This is a genomic window from Streptomyces halobius (assembly GCF_023277745.1).
GTDB lineage: Bacteria > Actinomycetota > Actinomycetes > Streptomycetales > Streptomycetaceae > Streptomyces > Streptomyces halobius.
Genome location: NZ_CP086322.1, coordinates 6,764,820 through 6,789,738, shown reverse-complemented (window position 1 = coordinate 6,789,738; position 24,919 = coordinate 6,764,820). Strand labels below are relative to the sequence as shown.

24 protein-coding genes and 3 pseudogenes are annotated in these 24,919 nt (G+C 66.2%); 12 read left to right on the top strand and 15 right to left on the bottom strand.

Annotated elements, in window-relative coordinates; all coding sequences use genetic code 11:
• Positions 1-101: 101 nt before the first annotated feature.
• The 6 genes and pseudogenes from K9S39_RS30820 to K9S39_RS30795 all read right to left on the bottom strand — a co-directional run.
• Positions 102-680 (bottom strand): RICIN domain-containing protein, encoded by a 579-nt coding sequence (locus K9S39_RS30820; RefSeq protein WP_248866608.1) that lies wholly within the window; start codon positions 678-680, stop codon positions 102-104.
• Positions 681-767: 87 nt separating this feature from the next.
• Positions 768-1,322, bottom strand: coding sequence for an RICIN domain-containing protein (locus K9S39_RS30815; protein WP_248866607.1), 555 nt, complete (start codon positions 1,320-1,322; stop codon positions 768-770).
• A gap of 49 nt (positions 1,323-1,371) precedes the next feature.
• Positions 1,372-2,796 (bottom strand): AbfB domain-containing protein, encoded by a 1,425-nt coding sequence (locus K9S39_RS30810; RefSeq protein ID WP_248866606.1) that lies wholly within the window; start codon positions 2,794-2,796, stop codon positions 1,372-1,374.
• 390 nt (positions 2,797-3,186) lie between these two features.
• Entirely contained in the window at positions 3,187-3,771 is a 585-nt protein-coding gene (locus tag K9S39_RS30805; protein ID WP_248869034.1) for an IS630 family transposase, read from the bottom strand.
• Positions 3,711-4,220, bottom strand: a complete 510-nt coding sequence (locus K9S39_RS30800) for a helix-turn-helix domain-containing protein (protein ID WP_283112282.1) — start codon at positions 4,218-4,220, stop codon at positions 3,711-3,713. The genes K9S39_RS30805 and K9S39_RS30800 overlap by 61 nt, the downstream gene beginning before the upstream one ends.
• A gap of 284 nt (positions 4,221-4,504) precedes the next feature.
• Positions 4,505-4,798, bottom strand: a pseudogene (locus K9S39_RS30795) (transposase); the annotation flags it as partial.
• A 365-nt stretch (positions 4,799-5,163) separates the two neighbouring features.
• Between K9S39_RS30795 and K9S39_RS30790 the strand changes: the two are divergent.
• From K9S39_RS30790 to K9S39_RS30770, 5 genes are all read left to right on the top strand, one after another.
• A complete protein-coding gene (locus K9S39_RS30790; protein WP_248866605.1) occupies positions 5,164-6,327 on the top strand; it encodes a methyltransferase domain-containing protein in 1,164 nt (387 codons plus the stop codon).
• Between the two features lie 336 nt (positions 6,328-6,663).
• Positions 6,664-7,290: a hypothetical protein gene (locus K9S39_RS30785; protein ID WP_248866604.1), complete on the top strand. Its 627-nt coding sequence runs from the start codon at positions 6,664-6,666 to the stop codon at positions 7,288-7,290.
• Between the two features lie 32 nt (positions 7,291-7,322).
• A complete protein-coding gene (locus K9S39_RS30780; RefSeq protein WP_248866603.1) occupies positions 7,323-7,580 on the top strand; it encodes a DUF6082 family protein in 258 nt (85 codons plus the stop codon).
• A gap of 78 nt (positions 7,581-7,658) precedes the next feature.
• The gene (locus K9S39_RS30775) at positions 7,659-8,276 is read left to right on the top strand and encodes a hypothetical protein (protein WP_248866602.1); all 618 of its coding nucleotides are present in this window, start codon (positions 7,659-7,661) and stop codon (positions 8,274-8,276) included.
• Between the two features lie 201 nt (positions 8,277-8,477).
• Positions 8,478-8,744: a hypothetical protein gene (locus K9S39_RS30770; RefSeq protein ID WP_248866601.1), complete on the top strand. Its 267-nt coding sequence runs from the start codon at positions 8,478-8,480 to the stop codon at positions 8,742-8,744.
• 366 nt (positions 8,745-9,110) lie between these two features.
• On the opposite strand, the gene K9S39_RS30765 is transcribed toward K9S39_RS30770, so the two are convergent.
• The 3 genes and pseudogenes from K9S39_RS30765 to K9S39_RS43385 form a co-directional block, all read right to left on the bottom strand.
• A complete protein-coding gene (locus tag K9S39_RS30765; RefSeq protein WP_248866600.1) occupies positions 9,111-9,398 on the bottom strand; it encodes a hypothetical protein in 288 nt (95 codons plus the stop codon).
• The gene (locus K9S39_RS30760) at positions 9,395-9,595 is read right to left on the bottom strand and encodes a hypothetical protein (protein ID WP_248866599.1); all 201 of its coding nucleotides are present in this window, start codon (positions 9,593-9,595) and stop codon (positions 9,395-9,397) included. Before K9S39_RS30760 ends, K9S39_RS30765 begins: the two co-directional genes overlap by 4 nt.
• Positions 9,596-9,770: 175 nt before the next feature.
• Positions 9,771-9,958: pseudogene (locus K9S39_RS43385) on the bottom strand (transposase); the annotation flags it as partial.
• Between the two features lie 438 nt (positions 9,959-10,396).
• On the opposite strand from K9S39_RS43385, the gene K9S39_RS42185 reads away from it, so the two are divergent.
• The 4 genes from K9S39_RS42185 to K9S39_RS30740 all read left to right on the top strand — a co-directional run bounded on the left by K9S39_RS42185 (position 10,397) and on the right by K9S39_RS30740 (position 16,643).
• On the top strand, positions 10,397-10,519 hold the full coding sequence (locus K9S39_RS42185) for a hypothetical protein (protein WP_283113091.1): 123 nt from the start codon (positions 10,397-10,399) through the stop codon (positions 10,517-10,519).
• Between the two features lie 78 nt (positions 10,520-10,597).
• Positions 10,598-11,104 carry a hypothetical protein gene (locus tag K9S39_RS30750; RefSeq protein ID WP_248866598.1) on the top strand — a complete coding sequence of 169 codons (507 nt, stop codon included), beginning with the start codon at positions 10,598-10,600 and terminating at the stop codon, positions 11,102-11,104.
• Positions 11,105-11,117: 13 nt separating this feature from the next.
• Positions 11,118-12,119, top strand: a complete 1,002-nt coding sequence (locus K9S39_RS30745; RefSeq protein WP_248866597.1) for a hypothetical protein — start codon at positions 11,118-11,120, stop codon at positions 12,117-12,119.
• Between the two features lie 141 nt (positions 12,120-12,260).
• A complete protein-coding gene (locus tag K9S39_RS30740; protein WP_248866596.1) occupies positions 12,261-16,643 on the top strand; it encodes a golvesin C-terminal-like domain-containing protein in 4,383 nt (1,460 codons plus the stop codon).
• 58 nt (positions 16,644-16,701) lie between these two features.
• Here the strand turns inward: K9S39_RS30740 and K9S39_RS30735 are convergent, their stop codons facing one another.
• A complete protein-coding gene (locus tag K9S39_RS30735) occupies positions 16,702-17,280 on the bottom strand; it encodes an SMI1/KNR4 family protein (protein ID WP_248866595.1) in 579 nt (192 codons plus the stop codon).
• A 90-nt stretch (positions 17,281-17,370) separates the two neighbouring features.
• Here K9S39_RS30735 and K9S39_RS30730 point away from each other — a divergent pair, with 90 nt between their 5' ends.
• The 3 genes and pseudogenes from K9S39_RS30730 (at position 17,371) to K9S39_RS30720 (ending at position 19,492) form a co-directional block, all read left to right on the top strand.
• On the top strand, positions 17,371-17,820 hold the full coding sequence (locus tag K9S39_RS30730) for a hypothetical protein (RefSeq protein WP_248866594.1): 450 nt from the start codon (positions 17,371-17,373) through the stop codon (positions 17,818-17,820).
• A gap of 172 nt (positions 17,821-17,992) precedes the next feature.
• Positions 17,993-18,331: pseudogene (locus K9S39_RS30725) on the top strand (transposase); the annotation flags it as partial.
• Positions 18,332-18,898: 567 nt separating this feature from the next.
• A complete protein-coding gene (locus K9S39_RS30720; protein ID WP_319949596.1) occupies positions 18,899-19,492 on the top strand; it encodes a reverse transcriptase domain-containing protein in 594 nt (197 codons plus the stop codon).
• A gap of 9 nt (positions 19,493-19,501) precedes the next feature.
• Here the strand turns inward: K9S39_RS30720 and K9S39_RS30715 are convergent, their stop codons facing one another.
• The 5 genes from K9S39_RS30715 to K9S39_RS30695 form a co-directional block, all read right to left on the bottom strand.
• A complete protein-coding gene (locus K9S39_RS30715) occupies positions 19,502-19,822 on the bottom strand; it encodes a hypothetical protein (RefSeq protein WP_248866593.1) in 321 nt (106 codons plus the stop codon).
• A gap of 201 nt (positions 19,823-20,023) precedes the next feature.
• Positions 20,024-21,295, bottom strand: a complete 1,272-nt coding sequence (locus K9S39_RS30710) for an IS256 family transposase (protein WP_248869033.1) — start codon at positions 21,293-21,295, stop codon at positions 20,024-20,026.
• Between the two features lie 130 nt (positions 21,296-21,425).
• Positions 21,426-22,082: a hypothetical protein gene (locus K9S39_RS30705; protein ID WP_248866592.1), complete on the bottom strand. Its 657-nt coding sequence runs from the start codon at positions 22,080-22,082 to the stop codon at positions 21,426-21,428.
• Between the two features lie 231 nt (positions 22,083-22,313).
• Positions 22,314-22,715, bottom strand: coding sequence for a hypothetical protein (locus K9S39_RS30700; RefSeq protein ID WP_248866591.1), 402 nt, complete (start codon positions 22,713-22,715; stop codon positions 22,314-22,316).
• Between the two features lie 980 nt (positions 22,716-23,695).
• A complete protein-coding gene (locus K9S39_RS30695) occupies positions 23,696-24,667 on the bottom strand; it encodes a helix-turn-helix transcriptional regulator (RefSeq protein WP_248866590.1) in 972 nt (323 codons plus the stop codon).
• Positions 24,668-24,919: the final 252 nt, after the last annotated feature.

The window sequence follows — 24,919 nt, the reverse complement described above, 5'->3', positions numbered from 1 at the left end:
GTTTCACCACTCCTACGCAAGGGACGGATACGTCTTTACCGATCCGTCCCTGCGCAGCATTCGGACACTCACCATCGCGCCCGCGTGGTGTGGACCGGTGGTCACTTGACCAGCTGAATCCGCCAGTGCTGGTCGGCGATGTTCTTGCAGTTCCACTGCAGTGCGTTGGCACCGTCAGCCTTGCTGGACTTGCCGATGCCCAGGCACTGGTTGTCGGCATGCGTGGGACGCAGCTCGAAGAGCTTGCCGGCGGGGTCGGTCAGAATCAACTGCCAACGCTGATGGGGGGCGTCGATGCACTGCCACTGCTGGACGTTCGCGCCGGCCTTGGTGTCCTCCCGCCTCACCTCAAGGCACTTGCCGCTGTGTACGTTACGCAGCACGTAGGAGGAGCCTGCGGCGGGTATGGCGCGCCACTGCTGTTCCTTGCCCCCATTGCAGTGCCACTGCAGTGCATTCGCGCCGTTGTTGGTCCTGGCGCCCCCGATGGCCAGGCACTTGCCACTGTGAGCGACCTGAAGCTGGACGATGTCGCCCTTCCCTGAAGCAGCGTCCTTGGCGGCGGTCTGGACCCTGTCAGCCGAAGGGGAAGCCCCTGCTGCGTGCGCGGTGGACGCACCGCCGGCCAGGGCGGCGAGGCTGCCGGCTACGGCCAGCGCGGCTCGGATGCTCCGTGTCATCGTGAAATTCCGTTTCTGTCGTGTAGATACATACGGCTCAACGCCGCCCGGTCCTGTGGTGCGGGCGCTCTGCGGCTTGCCGAATCGTCAGGCCGTGACCGGCTTGAGGCGCCAGTGCTCAGGCGTGGTCTGGTTGCAGGTCCACTGCAGCGTGTTCGCACCGTCGTCCTTGCTGGACATGGCGATGCCCGCACAGCGGTTGTCTACGTGCGCGGGGCGCAGCTCGTAGAGCTTGTTGGCGACGTCGACCATGATCAGCTGCCAGCGCTGATGGGGAACATTGACGCACCACCACTGCTGAACGTTCGCGCCGGGGCCTTTGCCACCGTTCTCCACTTCGAGGCACTTGCCGCTGTGCCTGGCCCGCACCATGAAGGTCGCCTTGCCAGCGTGGATCAGCTCGAAGGCCTGGTTGTCCGCGCCGTCGGCGCAGGTCTCCTGGACGGCGTTGGCGCCGTTGGCAAGGCGGCCGCCCGCGATGGTCAGGCATTTGCCGCTGTGCTCGTTCTGAAACTGCACGACCGACGGCGCGGCAGTAGAGGCGCGGGGCGTGGGCTGGGCGGCCTGGGCGCTACTCGCGCTGCCGATCAGTGCGGCGGCACTGGCACCGGCGGCGAATGCCGCCCGCAGGGTCCAAGGCATAGAGGATCTTCCGTTCTGCTCAAAAAAGGGGGATTCGGTTGACGGCCGGTCAGCGGGCAAGCGGGGGGAAGACCGCCCAGGTGGCTTCTGCCTTGAAGGCCTTGTCCTTGGCGTTCGCGCGGCTCACGGAAAGGCCCCCCTGATGCGCGCGCAGCCAGTACCCCGGCTTGCCGGCCAACTCGAACGACGTCCAATAGCCGTTCACGCCCTTGCGGGCACACCAGGTGGCGTCCTTACGGAACGTCGCACTGCCGTCGTCGGGGGAAATCCTCACCCGGAGGTTGGACTGGGCCGCCAGGTAGTAATGACGCTTGCTCACCGACTCAAAGGAGTAGCAGCCGCGCTGGCCGTTCAGCGCGTCCTTGACCACCCAGGTGGCGTCCTCACGAACGGACTGTTTGCTCGCGTCGTCGACAGGGGCGACAAAGGCCGCGCCTCCATCGGCACTGGACTGGCGGATATACCAGCTGGACCTGCCGCCGGGGTCGGCGGCCAGTTTGGGGTCGCCCGACACAAACGACTGCCGCGCCGCCCGGTAGAGGTTGTCCTCCTTGAGGAATTCGGCGACGTCCTCGTCACTGCCGGCCAGTGCTTTCTTAGCCGCTGCGACCAGGTTGGGGTACATCCCGGTCTTCTCGGCCGCCGCCTGGACCTTCAGCACCATCTTGCGGTTGGCGTCGGCGACCTTCTTGCGGCGGGCCTCGGCGTCACGCTTGTAGGCCTGCTCGGCACTGGTGTGCAGGAACTGCTTCCAATCCGCCGGATCGGAGCTGAGCAGCGCATGCTGGGCCGCGGCGACGAGCTCGGAGCCCTTGAGATGAGCGGGAGCAAGACGCAGCAGTTCGCGGATAAAGTTGTCATCCCCCAGGCGAAGCATCGCCTGGGAGGGTGCGATGCCGAACAGCGCCGCAGTGTCCGTGCGGGCTGCCAGCTCCTTGCGACGCTGCGCCTCCTTGCTGCTCTTCTTCTCCAACTCCTTGATCTCGTTTTCCACATCCCGAGCGTTCGCCTGGCGTGCGCCGTCGGTGATGAACTCCCGCCACTGCACCGGCCCGCCGGCCAGAGCACGCGCCGCTGCCACTTTCACCTCCGGCCCAGCATCCGGATGCTTCATGACCCTGCGGATGAAATTGTCGTCGCTGAGCCCCAGCAGCTCCGGGGTGACCGGGATGCCCACCGCGATCAGCGCCTGGGCCTTGGCCTGCCGGGCCTCTCGCTCGTCGTCCGCCCTCTCCTGCTCACGCTGCTTGTCGACCTTGTACGCCTCGTGGATGCCGGTGGTGATAAACCGCACATGGTCCTCGGCCACCATGCTGGCCAGGGCTTCCTCGGCGGCCAGGCGCACCGCCATCTTGCTCTCTCCAGCGTCCTTGACCTTCTCCCACAGCGCGAAGATGAAGTCCCGGTCACTGAGCAGCATCACGTCCGGGGTCGGGTCGAGGCCAACCACGGCCGCCGCCTTGACCCGCTCCATCTCACCGGTCCCGACATCAGCGCCCTGGCTCGCCGCTGCCGACGGTGCGGCGGCAGCAGTGGCCGGCGCGGCTATACCCGTGACCGCGGCCAGCGCGGTAGCGGCAACGACCCCGCGCGTGAGGACCCTCCGCACACGTGCGGAAGTGGTGTAACTGGTCGACATCGTGCCTTCAACAACCCCTCTACCCCCAACAGGGGCGATCTGACGTGTACAGCGCAGACTTGGTGCCGCCCTGCGCCGCCCACTGGAGGTCGGCGCATCTGATGTGTACAGGGCGGACACTCCGAAGTCTCAAGATTTTCTGAAAAAGAGTCAAGTCATATAAAAGCGACGTGAACCCCCCGTCACCTCACCACCCACCCGACACAGGCCCTAGTGCTCGATTCCTCAAACGGTGTACATATATCGGCGCCGTAGAGGGCGGGTTGGCGGTGCGGGTCTGCCCCAGACCCATGGCCGGGCTCGGCTGTTGAGCTGTGTGGTTGCGAGGCGGGTGGCCTGCTCGATATCGGGTGGTCCGGCGAACGACTGTCCGGCGAGTGCGGTCTTGCGGAAGATGCGCCACCAGCCTTCCTGGAGGTTGAGCCAGCAGGCGCCGACGGGGATGAAGACGTGGTGGATACGGGGATGGTCCTCCAGCCACTCGCGGGTGGACTTGCTGTTGTGCGAAGACAGGTTGTCCGTGACCACGTAGATGTCACCGACCGGGTTGGCGTTCTCGACCTTCTGCAGAAACTGCTGGTAGAAGACGCTATTGCGGGAAGAGGCGGTCATCGTGATTTCGTGGCCGTCCCGTATCCGCAGGGCACCGTAGACCCAGGTCTTCTCCGGTCCGCGGCTGTAGTCGACTTCGGATTTGATGCGGTGACCGTCCGGCGACCAGCCCGGCGCCGGCGGGAAGGCTCGCGGAATCACCGGCCCGAGCTCGTCGGCACAGACGACCGTCGCACCGTCGGGCGGGCTGGTGTACAGGCCGACGATCCTCGTCCTTTTCCCTCGAAATCCGGGTCCTTCGAACGGGTCCAGGACCGAGTACGGCGCCAGCGCACACCCTCGGCCAGCAGGATCCTGCGCACCTGAGACCGTCCCACCTCGATCCCGTCCTGGCGGGCGACAGTGGCCAGCGCATCAAGCGTCCACTCCGGCGGGCCCGACTCGTCCGCTGCCGCCAGGTCCCCGCCTGCCTGCACCGTCAGACGGCCCGGAGGCGGCATTCTGACCAGAGCGATGATCCGTGACCGCTCCGTCTCGGTGATCCGCCGTTTACGCCCCTGGCCACCGAGATCCTCCAAACCTTCCAGGCCACAACGGTTGAAGCGGTGCAGCCAGCGGCGCACAGTCTTCTGCCCGCATCCGACCTCATCCGCGATTGCTGGCACCCGCAATCCGGCCCAGCTCAGATCCACCATTCGCGCCCGCATCACCAGATCTCGCGGAGCCTTCCGCGCCCGTGCCAGCCGCCGGATCACCGCAAGCTCATCATCATCACGGCCCGGCCGTGCCCGTAACACCATCGACCAGCACCCGCCCCCGAGCACTCGCAACCACCCCGCCACCAGCACATATACCCAGCGAAAGAGGAATCGAGCACTAGTAGGGCTTGGTCAGGTTGGTGTGGGTGTGGGTATGTCGCGGTGACAGGTGGGGCAGGCGCCGGCCCAGACCGCGAGGAGCGTCTGTAACTCGCGGACTACCTGGTAGAGGCTCAGGCCGGCGCCGTTTCTTTTGGGGCTCGGGCCAGTCGCTGGAGGGTGCAGAAGGCGTGGGCGGCGGAGACGAGGGTGACGTGGTGGTGCCAGCCGTTCCAGGTGCGGCCCTCGAAGTGGGCCAGGCCCAGGGCCTGTTTCATCTCGCGGTAGTCATGCTCGATGCGCCACCGCAGCTTCGCCAGCCGCACGAGTGTGGTGAGCGGGGTATCGGAGGGCAGGTTGGAGAGCCAGAACTGCACTGGTCCTTCCTGGTCGGCAGGCCATTCGGCCAGCAGCCAGCACGCGGGCAGGTCGGGCCCGTTGACCGCCTTGCGGATCTCCCGTCCGGGTGAGCCCGTCACCGTGCTGTCCCTGGCCCCGGAGCTGTACGCGGGCACCGGAATCACGCCCTTGAACCCCGGCTGACTGTGCCGCACGCCGCCCGCGCGGTGTGCGGCACAGCTCTACCGGTCGCACCCGCCCCGTACAAGCCCTCTACCGCAGGGAGCTGATTCTGCGTCACCATGCTGGGATCGGTTCTGTCGAGAGGGGCGCTATGGGGAAGCACGAGAAGCCGCCGCCGGATCCTGGGCAGGGGACGCCGCCGCCCGGCAATAGTGACGGGCAGGTACCGCAGCCACCCCCGTCCGACGGCAAGCACAAGAAATAGGGGCCCGTGTCCGAGTTCATCGAGGAGCGTCGGCGTCTGGCGGCCGACATGGAACAGCGTGGCGGCTGGCCCGCGCGGTCGCCGTGGATCCGCCAGGCCGTCGACGCCCTGCCCCGACACTGGTTCGCTCCGGACCGGCTGTGGCGCTGGGACCGGCACGCCTACGCCCCGGTGGACCGGGGTCACGCCCCCAAGGGATGGGCGGCCGAGGTGTACGCCGGGCCGGACGAGGCCGCCGTCATCCAGGTCACCGACGGCCTGCCGTCGTCGAGCCTGTCATGCGAGGCGGTCGTGGTGGACATGCTCGACTCGTTGCTGCTGGAGCCCGGCCATCACGTGCTGGAGCTGGGTGCCGGCACCGGCCGCAACGCTGCCCTGGCCGCCTGGCTGGCCGGCCCGGGCAGGGTGACCACCGTGGAGGCCGACGCAGCGCTCGCCGCACGGGCGCGGGAGCGTCTGGAGACGCTGGGCATCGAGGTGACCGTCGAGGTCGGCGACGGCGCCGAGGGTTGGCCCAAGAGCGCGCCGTACGACCGCGTGATCGCGACGTACGCCGTCGACTGGGTCCCATGGGCCTGGGTGGCCCAGACCCGGCCTGGCGGGCGGATCGTCACACCATGGGGCCGGTTGGGCCACGTCGCGCTCACTGTCGCCGAGGACTGTCGATCGGCCAGCGGCTGGATGCAGGGTCTGGCGCAGTTCATGCCCGCCCGCGGCACGGCGGAGGCCGGCCGAGACTTCCGCCAGGTTCGCGGAGAAGGCCCTGCCACGAACGAGCGGCCGGTCGTACGGGACCTGGCGCCGTTGCGTGCCGACTGGAACCTGCTGTTCGCGCTGCGCGTCGCGCTGCCCGAGGTACAGATCGCCACGGCGGTGGACGACGACGGCGTGAACGCCTGGCTCCACGACGGCGCCGCGTCGTGGGCGACGCTCTCCGCCCAGGGCGACGGGACGACCATCGCGTATCAGGGAGGGCCGCGGCGCCTGGCGGACAAGGTGGAGCAGGCGTGGGACGCGTGGTTGGGGATCGGTCGGCCTGGTGTGTACGACTTCGGCATGACCGTCGAGCCAGGCCATCAGTTCGTGTGGTGCTGGGATGCGGCCGCGGGGCCGCGGTGGCCCGTACGGGAACCGGGCGGTGCACCTTGTCGCCCGGCAGCACCGGCGTGACGAGCAGAAAGCCCCTTAAACGGCGCCGAAGTTGCTGCTACGGTCGCTTGGCCTGCTGTCGCGGTGGCTTCCTCCGCACAGGGGTGATGGCCACTGCGGGCGCGATCGCCGACGTCCGCCCTCCCCGGTGCCACCAGAGAGGGCGTTGTGCTGCCGTCACCCGATGAGGCCGTCCCGCCGTGTTCGCGACGACGGTTCGCTGGAGACTGGGAGTGGCCGGCACCCCGCAGGTACCCCGAGCTCGGGGTGCTGGCCGTCCACCGCCCGAGTTTGGCGGTTCCGGCCTCTCTGGCCGTCTCCTGGTGCGATTCTGCGCGGAAGAGACGTGTACCTGGGGTGGGGATCGTCGCGGCCGCGGCGGCGATGGTGGTGTTGTCGGGCTGTTCGCGCGGGGCTGTCGCGAAGAAGTCTGCGAAGCCGTCACCGACGGTCAGCGCGGCCGCGGTGGAAGGGAACGAGTCCCCGACTGCGTCGCCGGAGGAGGACTTCAACGCGATCGTGCTGGGCTCCAGCTTCTACTTCGACGGACAGGGCACCGCCTCGGCTGCGGACGCGATGAAGCGGTACTGCGAGCTGCTGGGCGAGGACGAGCTGGAATCGCGGGCGCAATGGCTGGCGGAGAAAGAGCTGGTCAAGGAGGACGGGGAAGCGGTGCTCGAGGACGGCATCGCCAGGTTCTGCCCGGCGCACGCCAAGACGCTGAAGGCAGCCGTGGACGGTTCGTACGAGCGGTGGTTCACCGACGGGACGTACGAGGTCGGCAGCGGGCCGGACAAGATGCCACCCGGGTCGTACCGCACGACGGGGGCCCTGCGGGACTGCTACTGGGAGCGGACGTCGCGCTCCGGGGAGATCCTGGACAACCAGTTCGCCACCTCGGCGCAGGAGGTGCGGGTAACGGTGCGGGCCAGGGACGGGCAGTTCACCACCCGGCGCTGCGGGTCGTGGAAGCCGGTGAAGTAGCCGACCGTCAACGAGCGTTCCTCCGGGGCGGGTTGCCTCCGGAAGCACGCGGGCGGTACCGCTTCAAGCGGCGGGCGACCTGGGAACTGCAGTGGCGCATCGGCGCCCTCTCCGAACAGCAGCTCCGCGCGCACGCCGCAGCCCTGCTGGCCGCTGAGGAGAGGCGCCGCTACTGGGAGCAGGCCCGTCCAGTGCGCGCCGCCGCGGTGGGCGAGGACGCGAAGCTGCGCACCTTCCACCAGGTCTTCGAGTCCGCCCACCAGGCGCCGCGGACCGCCAGCGCCCGCTGACCCGCCACGGCCGGGTGCGCCGCCGGCCCGCCCGGCCCCGCTACGCTCCAAAGCCGCTGCCATGCAGGGAGAGTGAGCATGTCCGCCACGCGCCAGTGGCCCACCCGGGCCGAATGGCAGGCGAGCGCCGAGTACGCGGTCCGCACTCGGTGCCCTGCCGTCGACCGCCTGCCGGCCGACGCCGTGTTCCACACGCCGGAGGAAGCCGCCGAGGCCCGCATGCTCGCCCGGGCCGCCGCAGGGCAGGCCCGCCCGGCGCTGACGGCCGCCATCACGGCGCTGCGCGCCCGGCTGCCCGACCGGCCTGCCGCAGGCCGCGCCCGCGTCGCCTGGTTCCTCGCGCTGGACGCGGACCGCGAGGCGGTGGCGGAGGAGCTGGCCGCCCTGGAGTCGTCCCGTACGCGGCTGGCCCGTGCCGCCCGCGAGGAGCACCTGGGCGCCGTCCTCGACGAGCTGCAGCGGCTCCTGCGCTCCTCCGCCGTCACGCCGCCGGAGGCGCTGCCAGCGTCCGCGGCCCGGCTCCAGGAGCTGGCCGACGCCGCGACCGTCCGTCGCGACCAGGCCGCCGAGGCCGCGCTGCAGGAGGCGATCGCCGCCGAGGTGGCGCGCCGCTGCACCGACGAGGTGTGGGAGAAGGAGCTCGAGCGCAGGGCCCGCGTGGAGGCCGGGCCGCTGGTCGTGCACCATCGCGTGTAGGCGGTCGGGGGTGATTGCGCGGCAATCACCGCCCGGGCGGGCGCGGCCGTGCCCGGCTCCAGGCGACTGCCCGACTGAAGCCCCCCCCATGGGGCGCGCACACGTTCGGAAATATTTCAGCCACCCCACTACCGGTTCAGCCAAAACGGGTGCATGATCCCTTCACCCCCACGCAGCACAACGCACGCAAAAGGGGGCGGCATGAAGCGGCACGTACCGACCCGCGCCACAGTGGTCCGAGCCGGAAGATCCACCACGCTCGTCTCCCTCGAGAGCTGGTTCGGGGGGCAGATACTCGCCCAGGCCAGAACTGCGGCCATCGTGGACGCAGTCGGCATCCCCCGCGATCTCCTGCCAGACACCCATCTCTGGGTGATGGCGCGGCTCGACGCCCAGGCCGCCGAGGAGCTCCACCTGCGCGGCTGGGAGCCGTATGACCACAGGGTCCCCTCCGCCCGGGCAGCGTGACCCCGAAACCGACAGCCTGCGGGCCGGCGGCGGATGCCACCGGCGTGCGGCCGACGCGGGAAACGCGGAAGGGCCCACCTCGCGAGCGGTGAGCCCTTCATGGAGCGGTCTGGGACTCCTACCCGGCCTCCAGCCCCGACCCCCTCCATCCGGAGGGCGAGGCGGACCGGCTCTCGATGAGCCGCTGCGCTGCCCGGGGCAGCACCAAGACATTACAACGGGTCGTTATATGGAGTCCAAGGGTTTCCAGGGTTTCACCGCGGCCCGGTCAGCCAGGGTGGCGCCGTCGCCCGCTCTACGGCGAGCGTCTGCGTTCCCGCGCCTGTCACAGGGCGATCTCTTCCTGAACGCCTCCGCCGCCTCGCGCTACTGCTCGGTCTCGTCGAGCGGCCCGGGATCCCACTCGATGTGGGAGTCGCCCCAGCCCATCGCGCGCATCTCGTCGAAGCTCTGCCCGCACCGCCACAACTGGCCGCCCATGACGGACGTGATGGTGCCATCCGGGTGAAGGGTGCAGCCCTGCGGGGCTCGGTCCGGCGAGTGGACCCGGAACGCCCATGGCGCGCTGGGGAGTTCGACCGGCTCGGGTACCGGCTGCGCCTCCGGTTCCAGGGCCGCGGGCTTGCGGCAGTAGGGGCAGGTGCAGGCGCTCACGCGGCGTCGCTCCCTTCCTGCTCGCTGCGCAGCTGGGCCAGGGTGAGGCGGTGGGTGACGCCGCCGCGTACGCGCTTGAGGATCGACACGTCCTTGTCGAGGAAGGCGCGGATGCCCTGCTCCTGCTGCTCGGCGTGGGCGTACCGCTCGGGGAAGGCGGTCAGCAGGTGCTTCCACTGGCGCTGGCCGGCCCTCACGCAGGCGCCACCACAATTAGAAGCCGACAGGTTCGTGGAAACTCGCAGGGGTTGGTGAAGGAACCCACAGGCCACGTGGCCCAATTATGAGGGCCAGCAAGTGAGTTCGCAGCCGGTCCATGGATTGTGTCGGCTCGCGTCGCGGCCATCAGCGATTGGCATCTGGGTTGGGGGTGTCCACCGAGTGGGTGGACACCTCGTGCACATACGCTCCATCGCCACAGCGAACAGTGCCCGGTTGAAGCGCTGGCGGCGCTCCAGCAGGGAGGGAAAGAACGACCCGGTCCGCACCTCGGGGATCTTCAGATCGAGGTCGCCGACCTGGGGGTAGCGCCTCTCCGGGTGGCCGTTGCGCCAGGTGGTGTGCTTGCGCCCCCGCCTCGTCCCCGGTGCGCGTACGCGGATGGACGTTGCCAGACCGATGCCAAATCAAGTGCAACCGTGTCCGAGATCACAGGGGCCCGCGGCGTGATGCCTTGAATGCCCGGATTTCCTCCACTGGTTCTTCACGTAGCCCCTACATAGGGTCCTCTCTCGACTGGCTTTGTCGGCGAGGGAATTCCTATGGGGGTTCCGGGCGGGGCGAAAGACGCGCGGGCGCGCATCTGCATGACAGGACCATGTCAACACTGCTTGCGCAGTGTGGCGACGCCGCTGGGAGTGGGGGCACTGGAGTGCGGCATGTCGCTCCCCCGACAGTGAGCTCGACATTGATCACTTTGGCATGTCCGGTTCGCCGACACGCGGGCATAAGAGGGGGGTACGGACAACGTGATAACACGTTCCCGAACAGGAGCAGCAGTGACCAGCATCGCGGCCGGAGCCGCGCTCGTCATGGTCGACTCAGGCCCAACGCAGGCGGCCACGTATACGACGACGAGCAACTGCGAGGTTCCGTGGATCAACTACAGCTGCCGGGACTGACCTTCCGAGACACGGCCAATGTGCCATCAGATCGTCTGCCTGTGGTCATTGCTGACGCGGCAATAGAGAAAGTGACGCATGAAGGTTCGACATAAGATCGGCGCCCTTCTGGCATCCGCTGTCGCCGTCGGTGGCGTGGTGATGACTGCCGCTCCGGCGCAGGCGGGGACCTGGAAGGTTTCCGACAACTGCGATGTCCCGTGGATCAGCTGCTCCTACGGCGACCTCTGGCTGTTCTACAACTCCAAGCAGTACGCGGTGAAGGACGGAAGGTACGTATCCGCCTACGCCACGTTCTACGGCAACGTGTACGACCACCGGGGAACCGCCAGGTACCAGGGCTCCACCCTGGACACATACCGCTACGTCTTCGATAGCGGCAGCAACGGAGACGGCCAGTACATGAAAAACAACTCGGCCTCCGTGCAGAACTGCGCCCGGGATGACGGCTACGCCGTGTACTACAACTCCGGCTACGGCGGCACAGCGCAATACTTCAAGCCGAACGGCGGATGGGGGGACTGTAATCACACCAACCTGATATCGGCGCTGAAGAACAACAATGCGTCGTCGCACTTCGCCTGAGAAAGAAGGATCCATGCGCACGAAGATGATGGCTACCGGTGTGCTGGCCCTCTCCTCCGCCCTGGCGCTCAGCGCCTGCTCCGCCGGCACCTCGGACGCTTCCAAGCCAGTCGGCGAGGACCGCCCGCTGGTGGAGAAAAAGAACTGGCCGAAGCCGGTTCCGGAAACCGGCCTGGCCAAGGGCCTGTCCCTGCCGCTGGAGGAGTACGCCACCCCCTACGCCGAGCGCGTCGACTGGGACGAGGCGAACCGAATACTTCAGCAGCAGTGCATGAAGGGCTACGGCTTCACCGTCGACCTTCCCCGGCCGGGTGTGAACCCGCCGCCGAACAACAACGAAGCGAACATCGAGCGCCGCTACGGCATCACCGACCGCGCCGAGGCCGCCAAGTACGGCTACGACCTGCCGCCGGAGCTGAGGGGGCACACCGAGCAGCCGCTCGCCGACCTTCCCGGCGTCCAGGTCGAGGCGCTGACCGGCCACACCAAGCCCGGCAACCCGAAGCCGGTCGGCGAAGTCAAGGGCGACGGCGGCTACTTCGCCGCGCCCCCGAAGACCAAGCCTGCCCGTGCGGAGATCAACGGCAAGAAGACCCACAAGGGCGGCTGCATCGGCTGGGCGAAGACCAAGCTGGACGCCCCGGAGCCGGACCACTTCACCGTGGCGAACTTGCTGGGCGAGTCGCTGCTGAAGTCCCAGGAGACCACAGCGGTCAAGAACGTGATCGCCGACTGGTCCTCCTGCATGAAGAGCAAGGGCCACGCCGGGCTCGCTGACCCCTATGCGGCGATGGAGCAGGGCGCTCCGGCCGGGGACACAGCCAGCAAGGAGAACATCGCCCTCGCGGTCGACGACATCGACTGCAAAGAGAAGACCGGCCTGGTCAAGGTCTGGTCCGATGCTGAGGCGAAGATCCAGCGGCAGCAGATCAAGGACAACCAGACCAAGCTCCACGAGATCAAGCAGGACCGGACCAAGGATGCCAAGGCTGCCAAGGCCGTGATCACGGGCTGACTGTTTGCCGCATGGCCGTGGAGGCCGCCCCCGTCACCTTGGGGACAGGTGTGGCGGGGGCGGCCTCCGCTTTGTCGAGATTCAGGAAGAGGACTGTTGAGACAAAAACCCATCACTGTCATAACCGCCATCGTGGCGGCCATGGCGATGACCACCTCACTGGTCAGTACCGCCAGTGCCGGAGAACGCACCGTACCCAAAAGCGCCGCCGACGCTCTGGCCTCGGACGCTCCCGCGCCCCAGGGCCAGCCGAAGCCGTCGGCGATCCCCGTCGAGGACCGCAAGGGTCTCCTCGGCGCCGACTACACCAAGTCGTCCGACCGGATCGTCACCCTCTCCGGTGACGGCACCGGCCTGCACGTGCTGACCGGCAAGGCCAAGGACGGCTACGCGCTGAAGACCGCAGCAACCCTCTTCGAGGACGGCTTCGCCTCCGACACCTGGATCGGCAACCACTGCGTCACCGAGTCGGGTAAGTACGCCGCCGTCGCCTACGCCCCGCGCATGTTCACCAACAAGCCGGAACTGATGGTGCGCGGCGCGTTCACCACCATCGTCAACCTGGACACGGGCAAGGTCACCAAGCTGCCGCACACCGCGACGCTGGCCTACTTCAGCCCCGGCTGCGGCAACGGTGATACGGCCGTCTTCTCCCAGATGACGTGGGACGGCGACACCAAGCAGCAGACCCGGCTCATCAGCGTGGACGCCAAGACGGGCAAGGCCGCACAGCCGGTCGCCTTCCCCGGCCAGGTCACCTCAGCCATCCCCACCAAGGACGGCATCGTCGCCGCACACGGCAACAAGCTCGTGCGTATCAACGGCACCAAGGAGAAAGTGCTGGTACGCACCAAGACCGTGCCGTTCCAGCTCACCGCCGACGCCGACGGCGGCGTGACCTTCATCGACCGGGAGTTGGACGACAAGACAGGCAAGAAGCCTCTTTCCCGGGCCAAGCGCGTCACAGGGACGTCCAAGCCGACCACCCTGGCTGAAGGCAAGCTCACCGACTGGGACCTGACCCGCTCGGCTGACGGAACCGCCTTCATCACCGGCAAGGCGACCACCAAGACCGGCCTGCCGAAGGCGGTGAAGAAACCGGGCGGTCTCACCAAGGGCGCCCTGATCTCCACCACAGGCAAGACCGCGCACACCTCGCACTGGGCTGACGGCAAGACCACCCTCATCAACCCCAAGGACGCCTCCAAGCCGCGCCCGGCCCGCCTGAAGCTCACCGCTTTGGCCACGAAGAAGACAACCGAGCTGGACATCACCCCCAGCACACAGTCTTCCGGGAAGACCTCGCCCACCCTGTCGGGCCCCAAGCCCCAGGGCGGCACCAACGGCGAGATCGACGAGGGCGGCATGTCCACCCAGACATTCCGCACGCAGGTCCTCACCGGCTTCACCGATCCCGTTGTCGGCGACCCGAACAACCCGAGCGAGAAGGCCGACGAGCGTACCTGCGCTGTGCAGCGCAACAGCGTCAAGCTCCAGGCGTTCCAGCCCACCCCACGCCAGATCGAATGGGCCGTGGACCAGGCCATCGTCGGTGAGCTGAACTTCTACCGGGCAGCGAACTGGAAGAACACCGGGGTCGGCGGCTACCAGCCCCAGGGCCTCTTCCCCGCCAAGCCCCTCGCCGGTGACCCCAACGGCACCCTCGACAACGAGGACCCCGACGTCACCGACAAGTGGCACATCCCGGCACAGGTGATGCTCGGCATCACCGCGCAGGAATCCAACATGTGGCAGGCCACCCGCTTCGCCGTGCCCGGCGTCACCGCGAACCCCCTGATCGGCAACTACTACGGCGTCGACTATGCCGCCTCCGGCGAACAGCTCGACCCGTGGCGGATCAACTGGTTCGACGCCGACTGCGGCTACGGCATCACCCAGGCCACCGACGGCATGCGCCTGCCGAACAAGGGCCAGTCCACGCTGTCCCCGCTCGCTCAGAAGGCCGTCGCCGTGGACTACACCGCGAATATCGCCGCCGGTGCGCAGATCCTCTCTGAGAAGTGGAACGAGACCTACAACGCCGGGATGAAGATCAACGGCGGTCACCCCCGCTGGATCGAGAACTGGTTCTTCGCTCTGTGGGCCTACAACTCCGGCTTCTACCCCAGCGCCGACGCGGCCGGACACAAGGGCGTCGGCTGGACCAATAACCCGGCCAACCCGCTGTGGAAGTCCAACCGCACCCCGTTCCTGGAGAACGTCTTCGGTAACGACGACTACAGCCACGCCGCGCACCCGCAGGACTGGCCGTACGAGGAGAAGGTCATCGGCTGGGCCGGGCACCCCATCGAGGCCATGTTCGCCCCCGGCGACTTCCAGGCCGGATACCGCTACGCATGGTGGGGCGGCGCCGCGGGCGACGCCCTGACCCCCGGCAGCGCGAAGTACAACCGGGCCCGGGCCAAGCCGCCGGTTGACCTGTTCTGCGACGCCTCCAACAACTGTGACCCGGCCAAGATCGGAGAGAACGACTCCAACGACCCCGGCCAAGGCGCCTGCAACCTGGACGCCAACCGGGACGATCCTCACTGGCTGCACTGCTGGTGGGACAAGCCCATCAGCCCGGATGAGTGGAAGGACTGCAACAGCGACAGCACCTGCGGCAACGCCGTGCACCGCTTCACCACCAGCTACGGTGAGCAGCCGGATGCCAACTCCTACCCGCCCCGCTGCGACACCGGCCTTCCCACGAACGCCCTGATCGTCGACGACGTCCAAAACGGCGTCACACCGGCAGGCGTAGACGCAAACCGCGGCTGCGGAGCGATCAAGTCCGACGGCACCTTCACCTTCGACTTCACCCCCTGGCAGACCACCATGGAACGCCCGGATGAGTCGACGCTGACGATGAACACCTACCCGGGCAAGATCGACACCCACCAGATCGGCGCCGGCTACGGCAATCACTTCTGGTTCACGCACACCCGTACACCCGAGAGCTACCCGGCCAACGCCAACCGGCTGAAGGTCACCGGCACGTGGAAGCTGAACGGTCCGATCAACAACACCTCCGGCCAGGCCAAGGTCTTCGCGCACATCCCCGACCACGGGGCACAGACCAAGAAGGCCACCTACTGGATCAAAACCGACGAGGGTGAGATCGACGCGACGATCTCACAGAAGGCCAACCAGTCGAACAAGTGGGTCGACCTGGGCGCCTACTACTTCAAGAACACCACGCCCGAGGTCCGGCTGGACAACTTCAACGGCGGCACTGGAGACGCGGACATCGCCTTCGACGCCATCGCCTTCGTGCCCGGCACCTACAACGGCACGAAGTTCGGCACCTACCCGCTGCCCAACCCGAGCGCGGCGGACCCGGAACCCATCGAGCCGTCAGAGGAAATCTCCGGAGGCTTCTTCCCTGCACTCCCCGGAACCAGATCCACCACCAGCGCCAGCACGATGTCGCTGAGCAGTCCGACCTCGTGCTCGATCGCCTCGGTGTCGATCGAACGCAAGCGCGCCAACGCCTGCATCCACGACACTCTGTACGTCACGCACTTCGAGAACGGGAAACCAGACGGCACAGCGAGCTTCGACTACTACAACACGATCTACCTCGACCCCAAGAGCGCCGAGTTCTCGCAGGTCACCACGCTCTCCTTGAAGTCGATGAACGGCGCGATGAACACGGTCAACCTGGACTACCGGGCCAAATGCCGTGGCTACTGCGCCATCACCAGCACGAACTGGGACGGATCCAAGACGTGGAAGAAGGGAGACACACTCCGCAGGACCATCACCACACGCATGAAGTGGACGCCGAGCCAGGACACCACGAACACAATCACCCCGTACTGGACCTTCGCCGGCTCGACCAACGGTGACCCGATTAGGAACCCACTCGAAGTCGAGAAGTCCCAACTGGACATCCGCTGTGACAACCAGGTCATCAACGCCGGAACCGGCTGTGTCTTCTCCGGCTACAAGCCGACCTACGTCATGAACTCCAAGAAGTTCCGCGGCGCAGCGGCACACATCGCCCTGATGTGGGACAAGACGAAAATCGTCTACGGAAAGCGCAGCAGCGGAAAGCCGCTGAAGTACCTCGCCGACAAGATGTCCGACGACGGCAGCGGCAAGACCCAGCACAAGCGCAACCGTCAGAAGATCTGCAAGCGGAAGTGGCGCACGTACGCGGGAACCGGCCTGTTCACCGACCTGTGGGGAACAACCGACTCCATCAGCTGTGACGAGTTCGCCTTCGCCAACGCCTACCAGAGCGGCGGCAACCCGAACTCCAACGGCGGCACCAACCCCGTCGACTACAGCGGCGCCGAGTGCGTGCAGACCTACATCAAGCGCAACAGCGACGACACGATCTCCATCCACCTGCGCCCCGACTACCCGGCGCCGAACTGGAGCGAGCCATGTGGCCGGTCCTCGATGTCGAACTGGCAAAACACTCAGTCCATGCGTCCGTTCGGTGACTTCATCAAGGAGCAGCGTCTTATGCAGGACGACCAGTACTGGGTCGACCTCGACGGATTCACCCTGTAACAGAGCATAAAACTGTGGCCCCACCAAGGGAATTGGTGGGACCACAGTGTGTTTGCGGTCAGGTGAGTTGGTCAAGATCCTCCTGGTCGAGGTCGTCGATGTCCCAGACGATCATCTCGTTATAGATACCGGCACGGCTCTGTATCAGCTGGAACGACTCTTCCAGAAAGGCTGACAGCGACGGGTAGACGTTCTCTTCGATGGGTCCGCCGTCGGACCATTCGCCGACGGCCCCGGTGGTGCCGTCGATGAACAGGCCGTATAGCCAGTCGCTCTCGACGGCGAAGGGAACCCAATGGTGCTTCCACTCGCCGTCTTGTTCCCCGCCGTTGTAGACAGCATTCATGTGCTCATTGACACGGGTGATCAAATGCGTCGAGAGGATGCTGTAGAAGTCAGAGACAAATTCACCGGACCGGCGAGGACGCATGCCGTCCGGATCATTGGGGTCGACCTGCACGCCGTTGTTCATGTGCAGCATGGATGACAGCTCTTCAGGCAGCGGTGTTCCCAGTCGCGCTCTAGTGTGCGCCAAGGCATCCGATGTCGCACCTTCCTGGAGCTGTGCGTAGGAGCGCGGTGCGTTCTCGCGAATCCACTCAGTGATCTGACTCCATGCCGAAAGTTCACATGTCACGACTTAATACCTTTCACGTCTCTACTGCGCTGCTGATCGATGGGTGGCAGAATCATGATGATAATGTCATCCCCCCAGTGGGAGGCTTGTGTGCGAATCAAATGGACCCTCTATGTCGTACTGCCTGCACTGATGTTGGCTTCCGGATGTGTGATCACCTCCGAAGAATCACCAGGTGCCACAACTAAACCTCCGGTGCAGACCGTGACGCCGGATGAGGAGCCGACTCCGGTCGTCAACTATGACGGGAAGACCAAGACGGTCACGCTCGGCGATGTCAAGGTCGCGGCGACGGTGGAAGTGTCGGTGATCAACCTCGTCGTCACCGCGAGCAACGCAACTGAGAAGGAACTGAGCTACAGCATCGATGTCGCTATCAGCAATGGCGAAACTCCGGTATTTGCGCAGACCTTCGATATCCGGAACATTGAGCCTGGACTAACAAAGAAGGAGTCCAGTGAAATAGACATTTCAGGATATACGCGAACCGTTGGCGAGCCTAAAGTTTTCATCAACGACGTCACCACCTACACGGAGTAAACCTCTTGCGCACCGCGTTCAACCTGGCCGCGTTCTATTACTCCAGTTGCAGTTTGCTATTCCTGCTGGTCAGGGATCTGTTTCTGAGTGTAGCGAGCTGACTGGCAGTCAGGTGGCGGGAGTTCGTGACCGGCTGAGTGTGATCGCTGTTGTGCTGATCGTGCAAGATGATATGCAGCCCGAGGTGTGGGCCGGGGAGCTTGAGGAGGTGCTGCTGCGGGTTGGTCACCGGTTCGGCCGGGCTGATCTGCGGCGGCGGATGCGGGACTACGTGCGGGCCCTGCTCGGTCCGGTGGGGCGGAAGAACAGCTGGCAGCTGGCTGAACATGCAGGTCACGGCACACCTCATGGGCTCCAGAACCTCCTCAACCGGGCCCGCTGGAACGCGGACGAGATCCGCGACGATGTGCAGGCATATACCGCCGAACGCCTCGGCGAGCCTGGCGGTGTTCTGATCATCGATGAGACGGGCTGTGCGCCACGAGGCGCTGAGGAATCGAGCGGGAGGAGGAACCCGCCGCTGGTCATCGCAGTGACTGGTTGAAGCTGGAGGCAGGTGGATCCCCGGGTTGGGGGTGACGCCGGAAGCGGCCTCGACAACGTAGGGGCGAATCGACACCACCAGGCGGTTCGTGCCCGCAAGCGAAGACGGAATGGGTGTAAGGAAACTGAATCGGTGGTTGAAGCCCCGTGAGTCGTCAGCGGTCTGCCGAATCTGGTGGATGGGCCGCGCCGCAGTGCTGGAGAGTGCTCTATCCGGTGGCCTCTCCTCTTCCGGCGTCTTTAGCCTGTGGGCGCCGGGAGGCCCGGACCAAGACTGCGATATGCGGTCCGTGGCGATGCTGCCGGGGTAAAGCCGGGCACCGAAGCCGTCGCAGAGATTCTCAGTGAACGTGGGAAGCGATCTGGCATCGCCCTTCCCGTCCGGCAGCCGGTCGGACGGCGGGCAGGCGCAACGCCCGCTGATGATGCCAGATCGTGGCGGAGTCGCCGTAGTACTCAGAGTCCGGGAAAGCCGGTCACACGGGAAAGGGCGACAGCGTGATAGCAGCAGAGCTGCTGTCGGGGAGGAACGTTGTTGAACAACGACGCACCGCCGATATCTTGGCCGGGCAGTATGGCGGCCGAGCGGCGGGTACTCGATCATCAGCTCAAGCTGCACCGATGGGCAAGGAATGAGCCGCATCGACGGTTCAAGGATGTATTCAACTTGGTCTGTGACCGGGCCACATTGCTGGTGGCCTGGGAACGGGTGTCCGGCAACCGGGGTGCCAGGACAGCAGGCGTGGACGGGTTAACCCGTTATCACGTCGAGGAACGTCACGGAGTGATTCCGTTTCTGGAGGAGCTGCGCTCCTCCCTCAAAGACGGGTCCTTCACGGCGCTTCCGGTCAAGCAGGCGGTGATCCCGAAGAAGAACGGCAAGGTCCGTTACCTGGGTATCCCGACTCTGCGTGACCGGGTGGCGCAGATGGCCCTCAAGCTGGTTCTGGAGCCGATCTTCGAGGTCGATTTCTACCCGTCCAGTTACGGGTATCGGCCTGGCCGGCGGGCTCAGGATGCCATCGCCGAAATCCACCACTGCACCAGCAAGCCGTCAAACTACGAGTGGGACATCGAGGGCGACATCAAGGCTTGCTTGGAAGCATCGTCACACTGCTCCTTTCGCTGATTGTGGATGTCAGAAGAGGCTGTTCTGAGGGGCTGGCGGTTCGATGCGCAGGCCCTTTCTGCGGCCGGTGCGGACGTGGACGGCGCGGAGCTCGCCGCGCTTGACACGCTGCAACAGGGTCTGGCGGGAGACACCGTGGGCGAGGGTGGCCTCGAGCATGGCGAGCCATCCCGCGGGGGCGGTATCGACGAACAGGGCCCGGAGTTCGTCGGTGAGGCGGATGCGCCAGGGGGCGCCTGGGGTGATCTGCTCGCCTGCGATGAAGCCGTCGTTGAGCCAGCGGTGCAGGGTGGAGGGGGCCAGGCCGAGGTCGGCGGCGGCTTGGGCCACGGTGACCAGCTCTCCTTCCTGCTGTTGCGGGTTCTTCTGGTGGCAGTCAATGTTCCAGTGGTGTCGCAGGGACTGGACTCTACTGGCGGTGTATGACAATCCCCGTGCTGTGCGGCGTTGTTGGCGGTTGAGGATGCCCGCGATGACGGCGTCGGGAGTGGAGGGTCTGTAAAGCTAGCGGTGTAACTGGGGTTGGTGTGGCTAGAGTTGGCCTGCGGTGAGGCGGCCGTCGAAGGCCAGGTCGAAGGCGTTCATCGCGCCCTTCCAGCGCATGGTCCAGCGTTTGCGGCCGGAGCCGGTCGGGTCGAGGCTCATGACGGCCATGTAGACGCACTTGAGAGCGGCCTGTTCCGTGGGGAAGTGCCCGCGTGCGCGAACGGCCTTGCGGATGCGGGCGTTGACGCTCTCGATGCTGTTGGTCGTGCACACAATCCGGCGTATTTCCGCATCAAACTGCAGGAAAGGCGTGAACTCCGCCCAGCTGGACTCCCAGAGACGGACGATCGCCGGATACTTCTTTCCCCAGACCTCGGCGAATTCCAGGAACCGTGTCGTCGCCGCGTCCTCGCTCGGCGCGGTGTAGACGGGCTTGAGCGCCTTCGCGATCTTGCCCCAGTCCTGGCGGGCCGCGTAGCGGAACGACGCCCGCAGGAGGTGAACCACACACGTTTGCACCACAGTTCGGGGCCAGACCTCGCCGACCGCGTCGGGCAGCCCCTTCAGCCCGTCGCAGACCAGCATGAGGACATCCTCGACGCCCCTGTTCTTGAGCTCGGAGAGCACCCGCAGCCAGTGCTTCGCACCCTCGCCGCCGTCGCCGGCCCACAGGCCGAGGATGTCGCGGTGCCCCTCGGCGGTGACCGCCAACGCCACGTAGATCGGCCTGTTCGCCACTTGGCCATCGCGAATCTTGACGTTGATGGCGTCAATGAAGACGACCGGATAGACGCGGTCGAGCGGGCGGTTCTGCCATTCCGTCATGCCGTCCATCACCTTGTCGGTGATCGCGGTGATGGTCGTCTTGGACACGTCGGCGCCGTAGACCTCGGCCAGGTGCGAGGAGATCTCGCCATGCGTGAGGCCCTTCGCGGACAGCGAGAGGACCATCTCGTCCACGCCGGTCAGGCGCCGCTGCCGCTTCTTGACGATGGCCGGCTCGAAGGAGCCCTCGCGGTCGCGGGGCACGTCGATCTCGACCGGGCCGATGTCGGTCAGTACCTTCTTCGACCGGGTTCCGTTGCGGGAGTTGCCGCCGTCCTTGCCCGCCGGGTCGTGCTTGTCATAGCCGAGATGGTCGGTGATCTCGCCCTCCAGGGCGGACTCCAGAACCGTCTTGGTCAGCTGCTGCAGCAGCCCACCGTCGCCGGTCAGCTGCAGCCCCTTGCTCCGGGCCTGCTCGACGAGCTGGTCGATCAGCTTCTGCTCGACCGCCGCACTCTCCAGCGACGGTTCCGCCTGGTCATCGTCGGCCACGGACTCGGTCACGGTGTCAGTCACTTGATGTCTCTTCCTTGATCATCAATTACACCGGAGACCGTACAGACCCGAAGAAGAGGAAGACACGTGTCTCTCCTGGTCGTTGGAACGACCCGGCCGCGCTCTGTTATCGCGCGGGCCGGACGAGGGCATGCTGATGAGGGCCGACGGCAGCCATATTCATCAACCTCCCTGTCCCGCTGAGCACGCGTCTCTCGCGCTGGCGTGACGGTAACAACCGCTCCTCAGCCTGGACAACTCCTTTCCGGGCCGCTGACCCGATGACGGTGTCCACCGCGATGCCGTAGACGGCGGGCGTTGCGAGGCCCTCGGTGTGGTCGGTCACGCGGGCCAGCACGCTGATCGCGCCGACTTCCTGGGCGACCACCCCGGCGAGGGTTCGGTCGCCGTCGGCGCGCAGGGGCTCGCAGTTGATGTGTGCGCCGGCGCCGGTGGTCAGTCCCTGCAGTTTGCGCGCTTCCTGCCGCATCAGGGCGTCGAACGAGCTGCCTGTCATGTACTTCGCCCGTCGGATGTACAGCCGAGTCTGGGCGTCACCCTCGTACGGCTGGATCAGCGCCCGCTCGGCGAACAGGGCCTGGGCGGCTTCGTATCCGCGGGGTCCGTAGCAGACCAGGTCGATGTCGGAGCGGGCGTTGCACGCCCCGACCAGGAACGAGCCGGTGACGCCGATAACGTCGGCGGCGCCGGCGTCCACGACCCAGTCGATGATGGCCAGCAGGTCTTTGCTGACCGCCGAGCCGTCCAGCAGTTCGCGGGGCACGCCGGTGATGACGCAGCCGACGGCGGGCGAGTAGACGTAGCACTCGGGCCGGTCGACTAAGAGGCCGAAGGCTTTGGATACGACGGTGTTTTGCCGGTACGTGCGGCCGAACAGCGTCCGGTCGCCGCGCGAGTCGGGGGGTACTTCACATACCCCAACCAGTGCGTGCCCGGGTGGACATCGCCGATCACCTTGAAGATGACGCCCGCGCGGTCGAGGAGGTAGTCGCGGTCACGGATGGCCGGGAGCGCTGTGCCGAGCGGCGAAGTCGTCGAGGGTGGGGAAGCGGGCGGGGTCGATTGCTCCGGTGCGCTCATACTGCTCCAGGACCTCCATGAATAGGTGCCGGCGGTATTGCCACTTGAGGTGCTTGTCGATGCGCGCGGGGTCGGTGGGCTTCATCAGCGCGAGGAAAAACAAGCCCTTGACCAGGAGGTAAGGGCCCAGATGCTGGCTGATGGGCTGTCCGGTGGTGGCGCGGGCCGCCGGGTTCAGCGCCTCCAGGTACCGGCGCCGCTGCTCGGGACTGGCCAGGTAGCCCTTGGTGCCGCCCTTGAACGGGATGATCTCCAGGGCCAGGGCGGTGTCGTAGCCGAGCGGCACCAGGCCGTTCCGCTTTGTGTCGGCAGACACCGTGTCCCACGCAGGTCGTGTCGCTTTACACGAGGCCGGCGCCCTGCGTGCGTGTCGCGTTGCGACGATTCATCGTGTCCCTTTTCCTGCACGATTGTGTGACTGAGATCATGCCTGTGTGAGGTGAGTGTGCCAGCTGGAACGATAGGTGAACGTAGGGCTTCGGGCACAAAGGTCCTTCCACGGAGCGGACAGTGGGAGGATCAATGGTGCGGAGAATCCCCGGTTTCCTTAACCGGGGATCGCCGGGTATAAAGCCGCCCGCGACTTACCGGAACGGGTTCTGTGTGACCCGGGCGGGGTTGCCTATGACGTCGAGAAGATCGGTGTTGTCGGCGTCCCGCCGGTGGCTGCTAAGAGGTGATTGCTTTGCCGTCCGTCGGCTCGGCCCGGTGCGGTGGGCGCGTACGGCAGGTGTCGCAGCTAGCCTGCATCCAGGTGCGGTGATCGTCGCCGCGCAAGCGGATGCGGCCGGGGCTCCGCAGGATTCACAGGTGTGCTCGGATGCGGTCTCGGCGGCGTCGGGCGGGCCGCGGTGTAACGCGATCACCAGCGTCTGGACGGCACCGAGGGCAACTTCTGGGGCCGGAGCGAGCGAGCCTCGTCTGCCTGGTCTACGCGCTGGCTTGGAGGTAGGCCGCCCACAGCGAAGGGGCTGCGCGAGCGACACGGACCAACGTCACACCCCAAGTCCCCGCACAACAGCGCGCGTCGGGTGCCTCCCTGCTTGGCTGGAGGCGGCGACGGCGCGCAACCGCTAACTGGAGGCCGGACCCAAGACACCGTCCCATCCCGGGGCGCCTTTCTCCACTTGGCTGGCCCGTCCGGCGGGCGACTCGGCATTCACCCGTTCGCTCTAACTGTGCTGTTCGGAGAGGGTGTGCAACGCGGACACGGCTGTAGGCGGGACCGGGGATGACTCGGTTGCGGTGCCGTGACGTGCGGACCCCTGGGGAACTGGCCTCGAGGGGTCGAACCGATCAGAGATCGCACTCCACCCGCGACTCGGGATTGGTCTCACGGGCGGCGAGCAGATGACCGGCCTGGAATCGGCTCTGCGCGCCCAGTTCGGTCATGAGGTCGGCAATATGGCGTCGGCAGGTACGTACGGACATACCGAGTCGGGTCGCGATGGAGGCATCGGTCATACCTTTGACCAGGAGCCGGACGATGGCCTGCTTGAGGTCATCGGAGATCTCGCTGCGCCTGCCGTGATCGGCGGTGTAGGGGTCGCCGGTGAGCCACATCCGCTCGTACATCTCAATCATGAATGCCACGACGTTGGGTTCGCGGACGAGCAACGCCGCCTGAGGGTGGCCGAGGACGGTGAGCACGGCGGTTTTCCGATCGAAGATCAGAAAGCGGGGGAAGTAGTCGTCCAGGGTGCGGACCTGGGCGCCGCCGTTCTGTGCGCGTTCTACGTAGGCCGTGGTCCCCAGACTGAAGCGCGCCGTGTGCTGGTAGAGGATGCGCATCCGCACCCCTCTCGCGAGGGCGGCCTCATCGCGCGGTGCAGCCTCTTCGAGGATGCTCTCCTGGCGGGCGCCGCCAGGCTGGGCCGTGAGGATTTCCTCCTGGGCTGCGGCAGCCAGCTCAGCGATCGCCGCCCGGACGACGGACAATTCCTCCAGCAACTCGAATGGCCTGGGCTGTTGGCGTGCGGCAAGGCTGACCTCGAAGACAGGGAGGAAGGACATCAACAGGCTCCGCGTCTCCTCGATCCGGGTGCGTCGCGCACGCACCTCGCGCTCAAGCGGGCCGACCAGCCGGCTCACCGCTTCCTCGGGGGGCACTGCGGCTATCTCCTGGTTGGGCAGTTCGCGCAACAGTCCCATCTTTAAGAGTTGTTGGATCGTGGACTCGATGTCGGCTGCGTGCAGCCCGAGCACCTTGGTGAGTTCGGCGACACAGTTGCCCTGGCCTATCCCTCTGCTCAGTGCATACCCATACACGCGCTCCAGCGCTTCTCGAGCAACTAACTCACCCATATGTATCAGTATCCTCAATTAAGTCTGTTTCGCGAGCCTGTCAGCAAGGTGCCATGCAGCATCATGATCAGTCCTGTCAGTCCGTAAACATGTGCGACATGCCATGGTGTTCAGTGTCAGGCCCTGGGGGGTGCAACGGCGCACCGGCAGTGGGCATCGTCAAGTCCCGAAACAGCCAGGGGGCGTTATGAGGCTTTTTTGTAAGATTCTTGTTGT